At 60.7% G+C, this 16,469-nt stretch carries 15 protein-coding genes; 12 read left to right on the top strand and 3 right to left on the bottom strand.

Annotated features, from left to right (window positions below):
• Window positions 1-6 precede the first annotated feature (6 nt).
• The 6 genes from pflA to I2H36_RS17775 all read left to right on the top strand — a co-directional run bounded on the left by pflA (window position 7) and on the right by I2H36_RS17775 (window position 7,706).
• Window positions 7-828: a pyruvate formate-lyase-activating protein gene (pflA, locus tag I2H36_RS17800; protein ID WP_196265248.1), complete on the top strand. Its 822-nt coding sequence runs from the start codon at window positions 7-9 to the stop codon at window positions 826-828.
• Between the two features lie 9 nt (window positions 829-837).
• A complete protein-coding gene (locus I2H36_RS17795; RefSeq protein ID WP_196265247.1) occupies window positions 838-2,406 on the top strand; it encodes an aspartate:alanine exchanger family transporter in 1,569 nt (522 codons plus the stop codon).
• Window positions 2,407-2,601: 195 nt separating this feature from the next.
• The gene (locus I2H36_RS17790; RefSeq protein WP_196265246.1) at window positions 2,602-3,996 is read left to right on the top strand and encodes a porin; all 1,395 of its coding nucleotides are present in this window, start codon (window positions 2,602-2,604) and stop codon (window positions 3,994-3,996) included.
• A 1,108-nt stretch (window positions 3,997-5,104) separates the two neighbouring features.
• A complete protein-coding gene (locus I2H36_RS17785) occupies window positions 5,105-5,974 on the top strand; it encodes a hypothetical protein (RefSeq protein WP_196265245.1) in 870 nt (289 codons plus the stop codon).
• 163 nt (window positions 5,975-6,137) lie between these two features.
• Entirely contained in the window at window positions 6,138-6,935 is a 798-nt protein-coding gene (locus I2H36_RS17780; RefSeq protein WP_196265244.1) for a lytic murein transglycosylase, read from the top strand.
• A gap of 318 nt (window positions 6,936-7,253) precedes the next feature.
• Window positions 7,254-7,706, top strand: coding sequence for a DDE-type integrase/transposase/recombinase (locus I2H36_RS17775; RefSeq protein WP_196265243.1), 453 nt, complete (start codon window positions 7,254-7,256; stop codon window positions 7,704-7,706).
• A 102-nt stretch (window positions 7,707-7,808) separates the two neighbouring features.
• On the opposite strand, the gene I2H36_RS17770 is transcribed toward I2H36_RS17775, so the two are convergent.
• Both I2H36_RS17770 and I2H36_RS17765 read right to left on the bottom strand, forming a co-directional pair.
• A complete protein-coding gene (locus tag I2H36_RS17770) occupies window positions 7,809-10,646 on the bottom strand; it encodes an SH3 domain-containing protein (RefSeq protein ID WP_196265242.1) in 2,838 nt (945 codons plus the stop codon).
• Between the two features lie 130 nt (window positions 10,647-10,776).
• The gene (locus I2H36_RS17765; protein ID WP_196265241.1) at window positions 10,777-11,457 is read right to left on the bottom strand and encodes a hypothetical protein; all 681 of its coding nucleotides are present in this window, start codon (window positions 11,455-11,457) and stop codon (window positions 10,777-10,779) included.
• 691 nt (window positions 11,458-12,148) lie between these two features.
• Here I2H36_RS17765 and phaP point away from each other — a divergent pair.
• The 6 genes from phaP to I2H36_RS17735 all read left to right on the top strand — a co-directional run bounded on the left by phaP (window position 12,149) and on the right by I2H36_RS17735 (window position 15,925).
• Complete coding sequence (phaP, locus tag I2H36_RS17760; RefSeq protein WP_196265240.1) at window positions 12,149-13,165, top strand: TIGR01841 family phasin; 1,017 nt, start codon at window positions 12,149-12,151, stop codon at window positions 13,163-13,165.
• 205 nt (window positions 13,166-13,370) lie between these two features.
• Window positions 13,371-13,721: a hypothetical protein gene (locus I2H36_RS17755; protein ID WP_246718890.1), complete on the top strand. Its 351-nt coding sequence runs from the start codon at window positions 13,371-13,373 to the stop codon at window positions 13,719-13,721.
• 267 nt (window positions 13,722-13,988) lie between these two features.
• On the top strand, window positions 13,989-14,423 hold the full coding sequence (locus tag I2H36_RS17750) for a hypothetical protein (RefSeq protein WP_196265238.1): 435 nt from the start codon (window positions 13,989-13,991) through the stop codon (window positions 14,421-14,423).
• 78 nt (window positions 14,424-14,501) lie between these two features.
• Window positions 14,502-14,798: a MaoC/PaaZ C-terminal domain-containing protein gene (locus I2H36_RS17745; RefSeq protein WP_343234473.1), complete on the top strand. Its 297-nt coding sequence runs from the start codon at window positions 14,502-14,504 to the stop codon at window positions 14,796-14,798.
• Window positions 14,799-14,815: 17 nt separating this feature from the next.
• Window positions 14,816-15,289 (top strand): hypothetical protein, encoded by a 474-nt coding sequence (locus I2H36_RS17740; RefSeq protein ID WP_196265237.1) that lies wholly within the window; start codon window positions 14,816-14,818, stop codon window positions 15,287-15,289.
• A gap of 117 nt (window positions 15,290-15,406) precedes the next feature.
• Window positions 15,407-15,925: a GNAT family N-acetyltransferase gene (locus tag I2H36_RS17735; protein WP_196265236.1), complete on the top strand. Its 519-nt coding sequence runs from the start codon at window positions 15,407-15,409 to the stop codon at window positions 15,923-15,925.
• A gap of 134 nt (window positions 15,926-16,059) precedes the next feature.
• Here I2H36_RS17735 and I2H36_RS17730 read toward each other — a convergent pair whose 3' ends face one another.
• Window positions 16,060-16,365 (bottom strand): GlsB/YeaQ/YmgE family stress response membrane protein, encoded by a 306-nt coding sequence (locus I2H36_RS17730; RefSeq protein ID WP_343234472.1) that lies wholly within the window; start codon window positions 16,363-16,365, stop codon window positions 16,060-16,062.
• Window positions 16,366-16,469: the final 104 nt, after the last annotated feature.

Below are 16,469 nucleotides of genomic sequence, written 5' to 3'. Positions count from 1 at the left end.
ACAATAATGGCCGACGAGCCCTGGGCCCACAACCGCTACGACCTGCAACAGGCGCGATCTCCGGACGCTCCGGAGACGGCCGAGTTCAACGACCCAAGGGGCGATTTTGGGTGGATCCACTCGTATGAGACTGGATCCACCCTCGACGGACCTGGCATCCGAGTCGTCGTATTCACGAGTGGATGCCTGCTGCGGTGCCTCTACTGCCATAACCCGGACACATGGCACCTCAAGGATGGTACCCGCGTCTCTCTTGAGCGCGCGAAAACTGCGCTCCAGGCTTATGCTGTCCCGCTGCGAGCCATGGATGGTGGCCTGACCATCTCGGGAGGAGAACCGCTAGTCCAACTGCACTTCACCAAGCGCCTCTTCGCAGCGGCTAAGGAAATGGGTCTCCACACGGCGCTGGACACGTCGGGGTTTCTCGGGGCCCGGGCCGACGACGAGTATCTGCGCCATGTCGATCTCGTATTGCTCGACATCAAATCGTGGGATCCTGAGACCTACCGTCGGACCGTGGGCCAGGACATACGCCCGACTATTCAATTCGCAGAGCGCCTGGCTGCTATCGGCAAACCGGTCTGGGTGCGGTTCGTGCTTGTCCCTGGCCTGACCGACGACCCTGCCAATGTCGAAGGCATCGCCCGTTTTGTCGCTCCCATGCGCAACGTGGAGTGGGTGGAAGTCCTGCCGTTCCATCAGATGGGCACGTTCAAATGGAAGGCCATGGGCCTGAACTACGAGCTTTCCGACACATCACCTCCCTCCCCTGATCTGGTGGCAAGGGTGATCGGTCAATTCCGTGAGGCCGGTTGTCGCACAAGATGAGGGAAACCGATGCTCGATTTTCTCCGCACATTGCTTGAAGCCTCACCCTTGCTGGCGCTGTTCCTCGCCATCGCCACCGGCTATGCGATAGGACAGATTTCGGTTGCCGGCGTTTCCTTCGGCGCAGGCGCCGTGCTGTTCACCGGTCTCATCATCGGCGCCATCGCTCCAAAAGCAGCGCCTCCGGGATTGGTCGGCACCCTCGGTCTCGTGATGTTCGTCTACGGCGTCGGCATTCAATATGGACCTCAGTTCTTCTCAAGCCTGCGCGGTCCTGGCATCAAGTACATCGCCCTGGCGGCCGTTGCCGTGATCGCCTCGCTTTTTGTCGCGATGGCGCTTGCCTCTCCCCTCGGTATCTCGCTGGCGACTGCAGCCGGGCTGTTCGCTGGTTCCGGCACAAGCACGCCGACGCTGCAGGCAGCCCTGGCGGCAGCGGGCAATCAGGATCCGGCAATCGGCTATTCCGTATCCTATCCTTTCGGCGTCATCGGACCGATTGTCTTGATGACCGTCATGACGGCTTGGGTCAAACCGATATTCAAGGCGCCTTTGCAAAATGTTCGGGTCGCGGAGCTGACACTCGAGTCGAATTGCGAGGATCAGACAGTCGAAGATATTTCCGCGACCTTGCCGTCCGACATCAAGATCGTTGCGGTGCGCCAGCACCATGTAAACGCGCCGCCCGTTGCCGGGATGAGATTACACGAAGGCGATGGATTGCTGCTGGTCGGAAACCCAACAAGCATCGAGCAGGCAAAGACAGCTATGGGACACGAGGAACCAGGGCGCATAAGCCGTGATCGCGCCAATTTCGATGTTGTGCGTGTCTACGTTTCGAAGGCTGCCTTCGTCGGCAAGAATGTGCGGGAGATCCCGCTTCCCGATTTTCCGGTCGTCATTTCGCACATCCGCCGGGGCGACGTCGACCTTATCGCCTCCTCCGACATGACGCTTGAGTTCGGTGATCTGCTCGTGGCTGCAGTACCTTCGGACCGGAAGACCGAAGTGCAGCGACATTTCGGCGACAGCATTAAGGGCAATGCCGAACTGTCTTTCGTATCAATTGGCGTCGGGATCGCGCTCGGGCTTCTCCTCGGTATGATCCCTGTGCCTCTGCCGGGAGGCGGCACCTTCAGCCTTGGCGTCGCCGGCGGGCCGCTCGTCATGGCGCTCATCTTGGGCTGGCTCGGTCGCACAGGGCCGCTCGGCTGGAAAATACCGGTGGTCGCCAATCTGGTTCTGCGCAACCTTGGCCTGTCGGTGTTCATCGGCGCGGTTGCCATCGGCGCCGGCGGCCCCTTCGTCCAGACCGTCGCCACCAATGGAATCCAGATCCTTCTTGGAGGCGCAGCTGTGCTGCTCACTCTCGTTCTGATCGTGCTGGTAATCGGATACCTTCTTCGTATTCCCTTCGACGATCTGCTCGGCGTCTGCGCCGGCTCGACGGGCAATCCCGCCATTGTCGTTGCCGCGGGACGCTTGGCTCCTACCGAGAGAACGGACATTGGTTATGCAATTTGCTTCCCAAGCATGACTATCGTCAAGATTATTGCCGTTCAGGTTCTCTTGAGTTGAAGATTCACCGCCTGCCGAACTGGTGCCATTTGGCAACATCGGACGTCAATTGCGGTATGGCAGGTTTTCGTCCCCCAAGCTTGCTTGACGGTTATTCGCCAACCTGCACAATTAATCATCAATATGACTAAGCCCAGCCTTGGAGCTTGTGCCATGTGGTCTGTCAGAAGTCTGTTGCTTGGGTGCGTGGCGATCATGACCAGCGGAGCACAGGCGGCCGACCTGCCGGTGGCCAAGGCGGCTCCGGTAGACTTTGTCCGTATCTGCTCCACCTATGGCACCGGCTTCTTCTACATTCCGGGCACCGAGACCTGCCTCCGTGTTAGCGGCCGGGTTCGCGCCGAATACCTCTACCTTGAGCCGTATGACCGGGCTGACAATGCAATCGGCTTCCGCGCCCGGGGGCGTGTGAATCTCGACAGCCGCACCGCCACGGCCTATGGCCTTCTGCGCACCTATATCCGAATGGAAATGACTCGCAACACCGGTGCATATGGCTCCGCCTCCACGAGCCCCAACATTGCTCAAGCCTTCATCCAGTTCGGCGGATTGACCGCAGGCCGTACGGTTTCCTTCTTCACGAACCCGGATCTGCCAGCCCCAAACTTTGGTGATTTGCGTTTTGACGATCCTTCAAACGCCGAAGTGAACCTGCTCGCCTATACGTTCTCGTTCGGCAACGGCTTTTCTGCTACCCTGTCGCTTGAAGAAGGACGCTGGGTCAATAATGAATTCGACTTTCCGCTGTTCGGTGTCGGCGCGACCTCTCCTACCCTTGCTCCGATAGCGTTCACATATGGCGGCGAGCGCATGCCGGATGTTGTCGCCAATATTCGCTACACGGGAACCTGGGGTGGCGCTCAGCTGTCCGGCGCCCTGCATCAGATCCGCGATGTCGCATCTGGCCTCACCACGGTCGATGGCGTGGTGGTGCCTGTGATTAATCCGATCACAGGCCTACCCTATCCTGCGTATGCCGACACGGATTATGGCTTCGCAGTCGGCGCATATGCCTATGCCAATCTGCCATTCCTCGGCACGGGGGATACGGGATGGATCTCAGCGACATATACGGACGGTGCCGCCGGCTACATCAATGCCGGCCAGACGGGCTCTATTGGCAATGCATTCATCAGCGCCGGCCCGCTTGGGCTTCCTTTCGCGGACGCGTTCGTCGATCCCCTGACAGGCGATTTCAAGACCAACAAGGCCTATGGCATTGCGGGCGGCATCAATCATAACTGGACGCCGACTATCCAGACGAACATCTTCGGATCCTGGATGCGCTTCGATGCACCAGGGGTTGCGCAATATGCAATTCCAGCGACTGCCGCAACAATCTCGGCCGGGACAGCAGGCGCAACCACAGGGCTCGTTGATTTCAATGAGTACCGTGTCGGCGCCAACGTGATATGGACACCGGTAGAAGGCTTCCTCATCGGCGTTGAGGCGCTCTACATCAGGGTCGATCCACAGGGACGCGTTGCCATCCCTGTGGCGGATGCCACTGGCGCGCCGACTGGCACTTTCAGCGCAACCGGATCGGAAGATACGTGGGAAGGCCGTCTGCGCATCCAGCGCGACTTCTGAGGCTTAACTTATTTGCCTCCAACGCATCATACATTGTGATGTTCAACGCGGCGAGGCGTTTGCTCAGCATTTCTTGGCCTCCCATTGTCTGAGCAGTTCAACCACCCGGCAATAACCTAATGACCGAAGCCCTTATGCCCTAACATACTCCCCGTCACTTCAGCCTTTGTCTGGCCGCTCTTGCGCTCATCTGGTGGTGCCGAGTATTGCTCCTCAAACATCCGACTGCTCGACCTCTCCTGTTGAAGCGCTGACAGCAGGGTCTTGGACGTGCCTTCTGCGACTCCCATATTCCTTTGACACCCAATTCATGCTGAAGCCGTCTTATCGCAAGCCACTTTGTACCTGAAAACCTGTAAGTTCCTCTTTCCACGACCGTGTGTCGCGGACACCTTCAAGCTGTCCCTTAACGGGAACCCGCTTTAGGAGAGCAGCTGTAAGCAACGGTGATTGAGTTTGCCAGAAGGACCTTCTGGTGTACTTGCGCCGCGGCTTCGCGAGCTTGCGCTATGTCATACTCAGCAACGACGGTATAATTTTGTCCTGTCAGCAGTGTCATCAACAATACTGTTGTTGCCATAGCCTGAACCCTCTGGAGACCCGCCTCTATAAATCTAGCTCTGCTTGAATCGTTTGCCAGCCACACGGGCCGCGCATATGTATTCATGAGGACTCTTTACAGGACCAAAAGGGCGCTCCGGTGAGACCTCGCGAACATTATGGTTCTACGACACTTGATTGGTCCCATTCTTTCTCAGTGCAACGTGCGTGCTTGGCACGAGGCTGGCAAGCGAGACGATCAATACGAGGCTCTCCTTCAGGATTGAAGAGATTTGCAAGCGTCGGTCTCGAAAGGACAAGGGATTGTCCTAACCTGTCAAGAAATTCTGATCAGGGGGCCTACGATGAGATGTCGCGCCAGTCAATCAACCCTAGCAGATGAGCGCGCACGATGCGAGTTCTATCTATAATATTGGCAGTGCCTCGCGTCGTCCCAGCACTTTTCTCGGCCGTTCTGGTGCTTATCGATGTGGGCCGGACGAATGTACAGCTTCGAGTTACGCCAGCGGCGTCGGCACATTGTTAGAACTTGGGAATGGAGGCGACCATGGCTCGCTTCAAAGTGAAGGTTATCGGATTTTCCGGATATCTACTGGCTCTTCTTTGCATAGTCCCCGCCCAGGCTTCCCCTTTCTTCGTCACGATCTATGGCAGGACCTACAAGGTCGATCCGCGAGTTCCGGCCAACGAGCCTAAGGGCATCAAACCGCAGGAGGTCTTACAGGCCCTGCCCGATGACATCGCTAGAGGTCCTGGCTTTCGGCCCTCGCACGAGCAGGTTCTGGCCGAAGTGGAGGAGCGGACTTGGATTGTCAGCAACGAGCTTTCTGGTGAGCTGGCAGCGAGCTCGTTCTCGAGCAAGGGGCAGTATGCCGGAGCCGACAAGACCGCAGTAGATCCGGAGATCACGGGGTCCCTCGCAAACGGAACAGCACAGGCCCGTGAGCCTAAGCTACAGACGCTCTATGATCGACACAGAGCCTTGAGCCTCCTTGGGCGGGAGCTGCGTCGCTCGATGGACTTGCCCGAAAAAGCTCCGGATGCAGAGTTTTCCAGGCCGAAGCTGTCATTCGAGGTCGAGGCGAGCTACAGGAATCTGAACTTTGATCCTCTTGCTGCCTATTACAGCTTCAGGCGCGTCAAGGCTGCCTTCCGATCCGGCGACATCCAACTTCTCGCCCGGGTTACTCATTATCCCATATCGATCACACGCAAGGCCAAGCGGATGATCCGCAACCGCGAGCAGCTTATTGCGGCCAAGGATGCGATGCTGAGCCAGCGCCTTCGCGAGGTGGCTGCAAGATCCACCTTTGAGACCGTTTTCGTCCGAGACAAAGGGATGATGCTGGGTGAAGGAGAGATATGGATCACTAAGAGCAAGACTGGCTTCGGCTTGGGCGCCATCAGCACCGATTGAAGCCCAATGTACCTTCACATCGGCTTGATGAGATATCCTCACCATTCCCTGCAGCGAGAGTCTCGGCTGATGCAGCAAGCACTGGGTCAGGGACTTGCCTCATCATGGTCGAGATGGCGTCTTAGCCTATCGCTTTGCGCAATGGATCTGAAAGGGCTCACCAATGCTTACGAGAAGATTCGGGACCATCTCCATCGTTGGCTTGTTGGTCGCGGGAGTAATCGACACAGCACGCGCAGCAAAATGCGGCAGCACGGCAGCTGGCTTCGACGTCTGGAAGCAGCAATTCGCCGATGAAGCTAGAGCAAAGGGCGTAAGCGCAAAGGCGGTTGCAGCTCTCCTGGATACGACCTATGCGTCAGCAACGATTGCGGCCGATCGCGGCCAGCGCAGCTTCCGTTTGTCGTTGGATCAGTTCCTCGCCAAAAGGGGGGCTTCCACCATTGTAGCGCGCGGGCATGCTCTCAAGCAGTCCGAGGCGGCGCTCTTCGCATCTCTCGAGCAACGCTTCGGCGTCCCGCCGGGACCGCTCATTGCTATCTGGGGCATGGAGACAGCCTTCGGGCGGCAGCGCGGGAACCAGAACACTCTGTCGGCTGTAACAACACTCGCCTATGACTGCCGCCGTTCGGCTTTCTTTACCGATCAGCTCTACGCCACTTTGACCCTGATCGACCGTGGCATTCTCTCGGCGGGCACGCGCGGATCCATGCACGGGGAGATCGGCCAGACCCAGTTCTTGCCCAAAAGCATCCTGAACTACGGCACCGGCGGAGATCTCAACAATGCACCCGATGCACTTGCCGCGACGGCCAATTTCCTGAAGGCCCATGGCTGGCGCGCGGGCGCAGGCTACCAGCCCGGCGAAGCCAACTTCAGCGTGATCCAAGCGTGGAATGCCGCTTCGGTCTACCAGCGCGCCATCGCATTGATTGGCCAACAAATCGATGGGGGGAGTTAGGCACATCAGCGAGGCGCTAATGATTGTGTTGTCACGTTAACTAGGATATCAGAATGACGTGTGTAGTGGGGCTGGCATGCTCAAGTCCGTCAGCTACAAACGCCACCGCTTTCCCCCAAGAGTGTCGCCCACGCGGTCTGGCTCTACTTCAGGGTCCCGTTGAGCCTGCGGCTGGTCGAGGAGACGTTGCTCGAGCGGGGCATTCTCGTGTCCTAAGAAACTGTCCGCCGCTGAGCGCTGAAGTTCGGGCCGGGGTACGCTCGCCGCCTCAGGCGAAAAAGACCGAACCGTCGTGACATCTGGTATCTCGACGAAGTCATGGTCACAATCTCGGGCCAGAAACACTGGTTGTGGCGGGCGGTTGACCACGACGGCTATGCTCTCAATGGGATCGTCCAGAGCCGACGCGACACCAAAGCCGCCAAATGCGTGCTGAAACGGCTCTTGCGGAAGCAAGGCTGCGCACCCCGGCGAATGATCACGGACAAGCTCGGCTCCTATGCAGCCGCCCGACGTCAGGTCATGCCGGATGTCGAACACCGCTCGCAAAACGGGTTCAACTCGGGCGGAGAATTCGCATCTGCCGTCTCGCCGACGACAACAGGGAGGCAAGGCTTTCGATCTGCCGGAGGGCTGCAGAGGTTCATCAACGTGTTCTCTGCCGTATGCAACCTTCTCGTTCCACCCCGCTCCCGCCGCTCTGCCCGCGCTCTCACCAGAGCAGGCGAGGTGGTGATCCTTACGCCCTCCAACCAGGATTTTCCGGCCTGATGGACCCGCTTCGGTCGTATTGCTCGAATGATGTCGACAGGATGGTGGATTGGGCCACCGTACCGGCGTCTTCCAAGTGTGAACGGACAAGGACTATTGCTCTCAACGACGACCACCGCCACGGCCCCCGCCGCGGAAGCCGCCGCCGCCGAACCCACTCCGTGGCGCGAAGCTGCGTTGAGGGGCGAAGGACGCCGATGAACGGGAGAACTGAGTCGATGGCGGCCGATAGGCCTGCCGGTTGGCAATCTGGCGCTGGTTTCCAAGGTTCCGCGCCTCGACATCCCGCGTCAGATTCGAGGGCAGCTGTTGGCTGACTGCCGGACGCTGCGCGGTTCTCTGCGGTGTGGGACGAGGCTTTGTCGCGGGGCGCTGCTGCGCCACCTGGCGGTCCTGTGCCGCCGGTCGTTGCTGCGCTGTCGAGCGCTGTGGCGGCTCCGCATGCTCCTGCCGTGGCGAGCGGGATCCCGTCGTGGGGCGCTGTTGAGCAGGTGAGCGCTGCTGCACCTGGCGCTCTCCCGACGGCCGTTGCGCCGCCCGCTCCTGCGCCCGCTCTCGGCTACCACCTTCGGTGCGATCTCGGCGGGCCTGTTCGCCACCGGTGGTCAACCGCTGGCCAAGGGCAGTGCCTGCGGCTCCCGCGGCGCCAGCGCCTGCGAGACCTCTAAGCGCCTCGCCTCCCCGTCCTTCCTGCAGTCGCTCACGTCCTTCCGGCGAGAGGCCCTCGCGGCCTTCGCCGCGCCCGAGAAGCTCCGCTCCCTTCGGCTGGGCGACGTCCTGCCAACCTCCGTCGAAGCGCTGCCATCCGTCGCCGGTGTTGCGATAGACGTTGCCATCCCGGCCTGCGTAGATGTCGCCGCGACGGCCCTCGCGAATGAAGCCTTGCCCATTCGACGTGTTCCAGCGCAGTGCTGAGCCACCGGCAGCGCTGTCCCGCGCTGTCACCCGCGCCCACTCGGAGCCGCGCCTGACCCCAGCCGACTTCCAGGCGCCATACACATTGCGGCCGCCGGCGACATACCCAGCGCCGTCCGTGCGCGGGTTGTAAGCTCCGACAAAACTGGCCGATCCGCGCGGGCCCCAGGCGGCGGCAGCCCGGCCGTAGGTGCCAGTTGCCGGATTCCAGGACCGTGTTCCCGCAATTCCCCGATACGGCCCGTACGTGTAGCCATAGCGGCCGTACATGCCCCGGATCGGGTTGTAATAGGCTCCAATCCCCCAGGTGACGGGCCGTGGATAGTAGATAGGATATGAGTTTCCCGGCCATTTGTACCAATAGGGTGAATAAGCCCAGCCGGTGCCGTACACATAGGTGCCCCAGGCCAAGTAGCCGGACAGGTAACCCATGGTGTAGCCGTACCAGACCGCGTCCGGCTCGGTTTCGTATACGCGAACGTAGGTGACATTGTAGACCGGCGACGAGGGTGGAATTGTGTAGATGGCATCCGGCACCTCACGGGCGAGTTGCCATGGGCCGCCCGGGCTGTCGGACACGAACCAGACGCCATCTTGGAGCAGGAAATACCGCTCGCCAACCTTGATCACCGTGTCGGTCGTGTTGGTCGCGAAAGAGAGATCAGTCGCCTCGATGGGCGCGAACTGGGCATCGCCCGCATAGGCAACCTTCGGCATGATCGAGCCCATCTCGACTCGGGCCGTGGTGGGAATGCTGGCCTTGAGCCGCGCCTCGGCAGCTTCCGACGTCCCGGGCACGGCTACGCGCACGGCAAAATACGGCGCGTCCTCGGAAATATTCTGGAAGTCGGCCGGCAGATCGGGCGTGGCGAACGTCCAAGCTCCGTCCAGTGAGGCTGTGCGGAACCAGCGGCCAGACAGGAGCACGTACCATTGCTTTCCAGCCTTGTCGAAAAAGACATCTGCCTCGGTGTTCGAAGCCCATTGCAGCGATGTCCTGGGAACATCTTGTAATGCCGGTTCACCTTCGAAAAGGATCAACTCTGCGGGTGTATCCGTGACGATGATTTTTGGAACCCTACCGCCTTGATACGGCTCCGGCGGAACGGCTCCACGGGCATCAGCCCAGTTGCCATCGTCAGGCAGGTTCGCCAGCATTGGGGGAAGCTCGGTCACCGCCGTCCAAGGTCCGTTGATCGCACCGGCGGTCAACCAGTGGGTATCGTCACGCAGGTAGAGCGCGCCGCCCTCCTCGATCCGGAATAGATCCCAATTGGTGTTAACGACGAATGAAAGACCGGTCTTGCCCTTGACGGGCGCATAGGCAGCCTCCCCGTCGCTCTGGAGCAGGATCGCCGGCGTGGTCGAGACGAAGATCCGCGGCGGATCCGCCTTGAGCCCAGCCACGTCTGCCATGCGCTTCTGCTCGGCAAGGCTCGCCGCCACACGCTCTTCGGCCACGGTGATCGGGCCGACAGGCAGGAGCTTGCCAGTCTCCACCGCAAGCGCCTTCAGGTCGTCGCGGTCCAGCCCTGAGAAGTTGATCTGAGTGACCGAAATGTCCCTGATGACGATTTCGCCGGCATCTTCATCGTAGGAGGTTGCACCCTTGAGTCCGATGACGCCAAAGACCGGATTGGCATCGGGGGCCTTCAGATATTGAGCCGCCACCAAGGCTCCGATCATCTTGAAATCGGCCCACTCAGTGAATTGAGGCTGATAGAGAATCATGCGCCCTTTGCCGGTCTCATAGGCACGAGGCCACCCATCGGAGTCCTTGCTCTCCTGCAGATAGCGGCCACTGATGAATCCACTCTGGCTCCCGACCTTGACGGCGCACCAGTTGCCGGATTCTTCACAATCTCCAATGTCGACGGCGGTGCGGGCCGGCAGGGTCCGGATGGAGGAGAAGTTTGCTCCAGGCCCCGAGCGGAAGTTGACGCTCGCGGTGGTTACTCCGGGAGCAGCGAGCGTCGGTGTTGTGGCGAGCATTGGAATGATCGCGAGCACAATGACCTGGCGCATTAGACTTCCCTCCTACAATGCCCGGCATTGAGGAGTTCCCAACACCGGAAATCACCCCGACCCAAAGTGTCCGCTGCCTCGGACAGATCAATCGGCCCGAGTCCGGCAAACACCCATAGACGCATCGAGATCAGTAGCCCGCCACGACCGAGCCGCGGGCCCGCCCACCCGAGGTGCGGCAGGAGCATCCGGTCCCGACCGGAGCCGCGTTGGTCAGCGCACAGATGCGGACCGAGGTCGCACAATAACCGCCATCCGCTGTCGCGACCGGTGTCTGGTACGTGGAGTAGGGATAGTTGTAATAAGGATATGTGGCAGCCGCCCCGACGATTGCTCCGGTGGCCAGCCCGGCCGCTCCCCAGCCCACACCACCGTAGTATGGATAACGCCCACCATAATAAGGATAGCGTCCACCGTAGTAGGGATAGCGTCCGCCAGTCGCGCCATAGCCGTATCGCCAATCACCACGATTGCCATAATAGCGATTGCCGTAACGGCCAGGGTTGTTGATCGCAGCCTGCCGGATGCCCCCGGTCCCTGGGCCAATGCCGGCTACGCGGCCTGGCACGCCAGGTCGTGCCGCAATCGCTCTGCCGCGGTAGCCGCCTGCACCGACCCCGCTCCGAGGCATATACATCCTGGAGCCGCCACCGAAGCTGCCGCCCCCACCCCGGAAGCCATCTCCGCCGCCAAACCCACCCATGCGGGCACCGCCGCCTCCACCGCGACCGCCGCGCTGGGCCTCGGCCACATCCGGGATCAGAAGAGCGCCTGCCATAAGTGCGCCGAAAGCCACCAGAAGCTTGTTCATCGCTATCCTCCTCAGCCACCGCCAGGTGCACGGCACAAGGCAGAGCATCATGGGCTAAGTCATCGTGAACCTTTCGGAAGAACTGGCTTGATCCTTTGAGACAAGTGCTTGGCACTTTGTGACGAAGACCACGACCAATTCGGAACTTCCTTTTCAGCCCCACTGTCTTCGATTGTCACGGCACCTCAGTCCTCACATGGAAGGGCTTTTATGACGGTGTGAATGCTGGCCTAATCGGGCGCTACAGTAATGTTTTCAACGGAGTCGTCGGAATGTTCGCACCGGCTGGCGGAATACCCGTCGATGTCTTCGGCCTGCAGTAGCCGATAGCGAAAGCGGTTCTTCCGCGGGCCTTGCCCAAGTGGCGAACCTCCGGCTGGTAGGTTCGCCCCATGATCCCGATCGCTCTGCTGTCTGACCAACAATGAACACAAATTAAGAATTAACTTAGATTACGATCCTCAGCAGAGAAGCGGCCCCGGCTCTTATCGATGTTCGTCGTTTTCGGACGTCACGAAGTGTTGGCAGGATAGCGCCCCAGAAGGCGGAAGGATCGGGCAATTCTGGTTATGCCGCCGAAGAGCTAGTTGCTCAGCTCGGGCAGCGATCCGCCGTGTCGAGTCAACGTTGATGCTGCGCATGATTGCGCTCCGAACACCTCAACCACTGCTTTCACGACTTGGGAGGGACGATGTCAGCCACCAAACGATTCAGCCAAGCGCTCCCGGACAAGGCGAACGAGCTCTTCGACAAGCTGCTCGCCACATCCGACAATGCCGTTAAAACCCGTGAGCGCCTCCTTGCCGACCTAAAGGACGAGCTCACGCTTCTGGCCTCCTTGCAGGAGGAGCATCTCTTTCCGGTGCTCCGCCAGCATGGAATGCAGGACCTGGTCCGGGAGGCCACCAACGACAACGAGGCCACCGGTGCGCTCATGGCGGAGCTTGAGCGCATGCCGAAGGACACCAGCGCGTTCCTCGATCAGGTGAGTGAGTTGAGGCGCATATTCCAGCAGCACATTCGTGTTGACCGGAAGGAGCTGCTCCCGGCCGTGCTCAAGGTGTTGAGCAACGAGGAGGCCGAAGCGGTGGTCGGGAAAGTGGAGGACGAGATGGCAGCAATAGAACAGACCAAGCGGGCCGAGGCCCAGCACACCCGCGAGCAGGCTGAGGCCGTTCAGCGGGTGACGGAAGGCACGGCTGGCACCCTGCGCGCCGGCGTGGAAGGTTTTCAAACCATGGCCCGCACCATGCAAGAGGCGCTGGAGAGCAGCTTCGGTGCCGCTGCCGAAATGACCCGCCGCTCGACCAGAGAGGTGACGCACGGGTTCAGTGCTACAGGGGAAGATGCGCAGGGTCTGACCGAACAGGCTTCGCAGAAACTTCGGGTTGCGGCGCAATCCGGCGCTGCTCTGGCCCGCGGTTTCCAGGATATCTCCCGCGAGGCGTTCGAGATGAGCCAAAGACGGTGGCAGCGGAACCTCGAGGGCCTGAATGACCTCGCCCGCTGCCGGTCGCTGCAAGATCTGGTTGCGGTCCAAAGCAGTCTGATCCGCGACAACTTGGAACAGACGGTCCGCAACAGTCGGCACCTCGCGGAACTCACCATCCAAATGGCCGATGAGGCCACCAGGACCATCACCGTTCAGGCGGAGGAAACCACCGTTCGGATGGAGAGGATGGCCAAGCGGAGCAGCCGCGCGGCGTGACGGGTCCAAGTGCTGGATTGTGGCCTAGCATTTCTCTCAGCGAGGAGCCTTCGGCCTAAAGCCGAAGGCTCCTCGCTGAGATCTGCTTGAGATAGAACGAACCGATATCTTGCCTTTATAGGAGGTCACGATGAGCGATGCGGGATGGATGAGGGCCGCTAGGATTGGTGTGAGCTTTGCAGCGTTAGCAGGAGCGCAAGGTGCTATGGCACAGGAAGGGCTTGCGGCCTACCAGGGAGCCTGGCTGGCGGGAGGCACGGGTTGTGCGGAGGTCTATGCATCCAGTGGCAAGGGAACGTCGTTCAAGAAGCCAATCGACATCTTCGCGCCCGCCTTCATCATCTCCGGCAATCGCCTGAGGACGCCCCAAGCATCGTGCCGCATCCGATCAGTCCGACCGAGCGGCGACCGGCAGCGTCTCGTCCTCGACTGCGCCAATGCTGTAGCGGGCAACGAGGTCAGGGTCTTCATTTCCTCGCAGCCGGATGGCTCGCTCAAGCGCTACTTCAATGAGCAGGACACAGCCGGGAGTTCCTACCAGCGATGCTCATCGTGAGGACAACGGGAATGGCACTTTTTAAGCCCTTCGCTCCCTCCGCAGCGGGGTGCCGAAAGCCCGTCCTAAACTGTCAAGGCCATGTCCCAAGCGATCAAGCACTATCGATCGGCAGATGTAGTTTATCCTGATGTGGACAGGCGAGGCCAGTGCGGCAACCAAACATCTTCAGTGTCCAGGATGTAGAGCTTCCAGGTTCAGTCAGGTCTAGGAATTTCAGGGCGCTGACCACTTATGCCGCCATTCGCGCAACGACTGAGGTGAGCGATGGTAACTGACTCAAGGCTGCTGTGGCCAGGGCTGTTCGTCTCCATGCTTGCAGCAAACCTGCTCGGGATTCTCCTTTCGGCCCATTCAGCGCTGGCGGAAAGCTCGGTTCGCGAGCCTGAGCAGGAGATCGCAACCGCGTCTGCCGGCCCAGCGACCGACCGGTCCGGACCTACCAAGTCGCCAGTGCGGAAGCCACAGCGGAAGCCCAACCGGGCCGGCAATTTCATTTACGAACTCATCAGCCAGATCCAGGTCCAGAGCAAGGAGCTGTGCGCCCTCTACGGCAATCCAGCCGATTGCCTGGAGGAGGCCGAGGTCTGCCTGACCATGCGGGATACCGAGGACAACACGGTCAGGCTGTGCCTCAACACCACTCCCGGAGAAGGCGAAGGCGAGAAGGGCACGGTGCAGAAGTCACGTGTGAGACGGTAGTCACGATGACCATGGTGCATGATGCGGATCTTCAGGGACTTTTAAGAAATCAAGGTGGCGGTCGGAACGTAGGTCGGGGTGAGCGACTGGATCGAGGTCACCCAGGAGCGGATCGACCAGTTCTCCCGGGCCACCGGCGACGATCCCTGGATCCATATCAATGTCGCGCGGGCCGAGCGCGAGTTGCCTGGGGGCACCACAATCTCCCACAGCCTGCTCACGCTCGGATTTGCGCCGATCTTCGTCCGTTCCGTCATGGGTCTGGAAGGGGTGACGAACACCCTCAACTATGGAGCAAACCGCATCCGCTTCCTGGTGCCGGCAGGCTCGCGGCTGCACGACCATGAGGAGCTTCAAACGGACAAACGGGGGTGAGTGCTAAGGAGGCTGTCATGAAGAAACTCGTAACTGTCGCCACTGCCGCCTTGATCATGATGGGCAGTGTTGAAACCGCAGACGCACAGTACTGGCGTGGCCGCGGCTACCACGGCGGGTATTATCACCACGGCGGCTGGGGCGGCGGCGGTGCTGTCGCCGCCGGGCTGATTGGCGGGGCCATCCTCGGAGGCCTGATCACCGCAGCCGCGACTCCTGCCTATGGTTATGGATACGGCTATCCAGCCTATGGGTACGGATATCCGGCCTATGGTTATGGATACGGCTATCCGGCGTACGGCTACGGCTACTACCCACGGCGGGTCTATTACGCCCCGCGCTATTACTACCCACGCAGGGCCTATTATGGCCCGCGTGTCTATGCGCGGCGAGCCTACTATGCGCCCCGCTATTATGGCGGATATCGCGGTGCCTATCGGGGCAACTACGGTCCACGATACTTCGGATCCCGGGCGGGCTACCGCCGGTAGTATTGAGGGCCTTTTGGACGTCGGAGGCTAAGCCGCACAGCGTCGCTCCCGCCTCGAATTCTGGGCGGTGGCGGACAGCGGCATCGTGGGCTCGTGCGAAAAGATGTGGAGGCGGCGTTGCAGGCGAGAGATTACTCAGCGACTGAGACCCTGCGTAATGGACGCCCCGTCGAAATCCGCGCCCTCAGGCCGGAGGACCGGGCTGGCCTGCTGGCCGCCGTCGGTCGCACCAGTGACCAGTCCCTTTACCGCCGCTTCTTCGGCTTCAAACGCGGCTTCACGGACCAGGAGGTCGACTTCTACGTCAATATCGATTTCGTAGGCCACGTCGCCCTGGTCGCGGTGCTGCAGGAGGACGGCCTGCCGGTGATCGTCGGCGGAAGCCGCTACATCGTGGTCCAATCAGGCCAAGCCGAGGTCGCCTTCGCCGTGGACGATGCCCACCAAGGACAGGGCATCGGCACAGCCATGATGCGCCACCTCGGAACCATCGCCCACAATGCCGGGCTCAAGGAGCTGGTCGCCGACGTTCTGCCGGAGAACACGGCCATGCTGAAGATCTTCAAGGCAAGCGGGCTCGGGAGCAGGACCGGGCGGCAGCCGGACGCCGCCCATGTCGTGCTTCTACTGTCGTGACCTGAGCCAGCTCAGTCATGAGATATCGACTATTTAGGGAGTCCGTGCCACGGGCGCGGCCGCCGGCAACATGAGGGCGCCGGAACCTGCCAAGCTCATGCCGGGTCCGTTTGCAGCCATGGCTGTCTTCTGTTTTACTCGCCTGGGGCAGCGGCGCCAGCCCGGTACCAATGCCCGATCCAGAGCACTGCGAGAACCAGCAAAGTTCCGGTACAGGCGGCCACGATGTCCCGCAGCGAGATCGTGACCGCATCGAGCCCAGGCAATAGCCCTAGGAGGCGGAACAGGAGACCGCCGACGAAGGCCCCAACCAGCCCCATGCCCAGGTTCTGCAAGAGGCCGAAGCCCCGGCGCTTCCACGTGACGATGAGCCCGGCAAGGCTTCCGCCGATCAGGCCCACGATGATCCAGACAATGACCTGCGCAAGGGACGGCATCATGGATCTCTCCTCGGAATGTCCTCTCACTCGGCCGGGGCTGGTGTGACGCCGGTGACCTGGGCCGAGGGCTCCTCGCTGAGCCAGCGGTAGAGGATGCCGCCAAG

Source organism: Microvirga terrestris (genome assembly GCF_015694425.1).
Classification (GTDB): Bacteria; Pseudomonadota; Alphaproteobacteria; order Rhizobiales; family Beijerinckiaceae; genus Microvirga; species Microvirga terrestris.
This window is presented reverse-complemented; position numbering and strand designations above follow the sequence as displayed.

Coding starts and splice junctions, on each gene's coding strand:
- I2H36_RS17775 (WP_196265243.1), top strand. CDS start 7,254: ATGGTCACAATCTCGGGCCAGAAACACTGGTTGTGGCGGGCGGTTGAC.
- I2H36_RS17765 (WP_196265241.1), bottom strand. CDS start 11,457: ATGAACAAGCTTCTGGTGGCTTTCGGCGCACTTATGGCAGGCGCTCTT.
- I2H36_RS17780 (WP_196265244.1), top strand. CDS start 6,138: ATGCTTACGAGAAGATTCGGGACCATCTCCATCGTTGGCTTGTTGGTC.
- I2H36_RS17730 (WP_343234472.1), bottom strand. CDS start 16,365: ATGATGCCGTCCCTTGCGCAGGTCATTGTCTGGATCATCGTGGGCCTG.
- I2H36_RS17750 (WP_196265238.1), top strand. CDS start 13,989: ATGGTAACTGACTCAAGGCTGCTGTGGCCAGGGCTGTTCGTCTCCATG.
- I2H36_RS17755 (WP_246718890.1), top strand. CDS start 13,371: ATGGCACAGGAAGGGCTTGCGGCCTACCAGGGAGCCTGGCTGGCGGGA.
- I2H36_RS17770 (WP_196265242.1), bottom strand. CDS start 10,646: ATGCGCCAGGTCATTGTGCTCGCGATCATTCCAATGCTCGCCACAACA.
- I2H36_RS17795 (WP_196265247.1), top strand. CDS start 838: ATGCTCGATTTTCTCCGCACATTGCTTGAAGCCTCACCCTTGCTGGCG.
- phaP (WP_196265240.1), top strand. CDS start 12,149: ATGTCAGCCACCAAACGATTCAGCCAAGCGCTCCCGGACAAGGCGAAC.
- I2H36_RS17785 (WP_196265245.1), top strand. CDS start 5,105: ATGGCTCGCTTCAAAGTGAAGGTTATCGGATTTTCCGGATATCTACTG.
- I2H36_RS17740 (WP_196265237.1), top strand. CDS start 14,816: ATGAAGAAACTCGTAACTGTCGCCACTGCCGCCTTGATCATGATGGGC.
- pflA (WP_196265248.1), top strand. CDS start 7: ATGGCCGACGAGCCCTGGGCCCACAACCGCTACGACCTGCAACAGGCG.
- I2H36_RS17790 (WP_196265246.1), top strand. CDS start 2,602: ATGACCAGCGGAGCACAGGCGGCCGACCTGCCGGTGGCCAAGGCGGCT.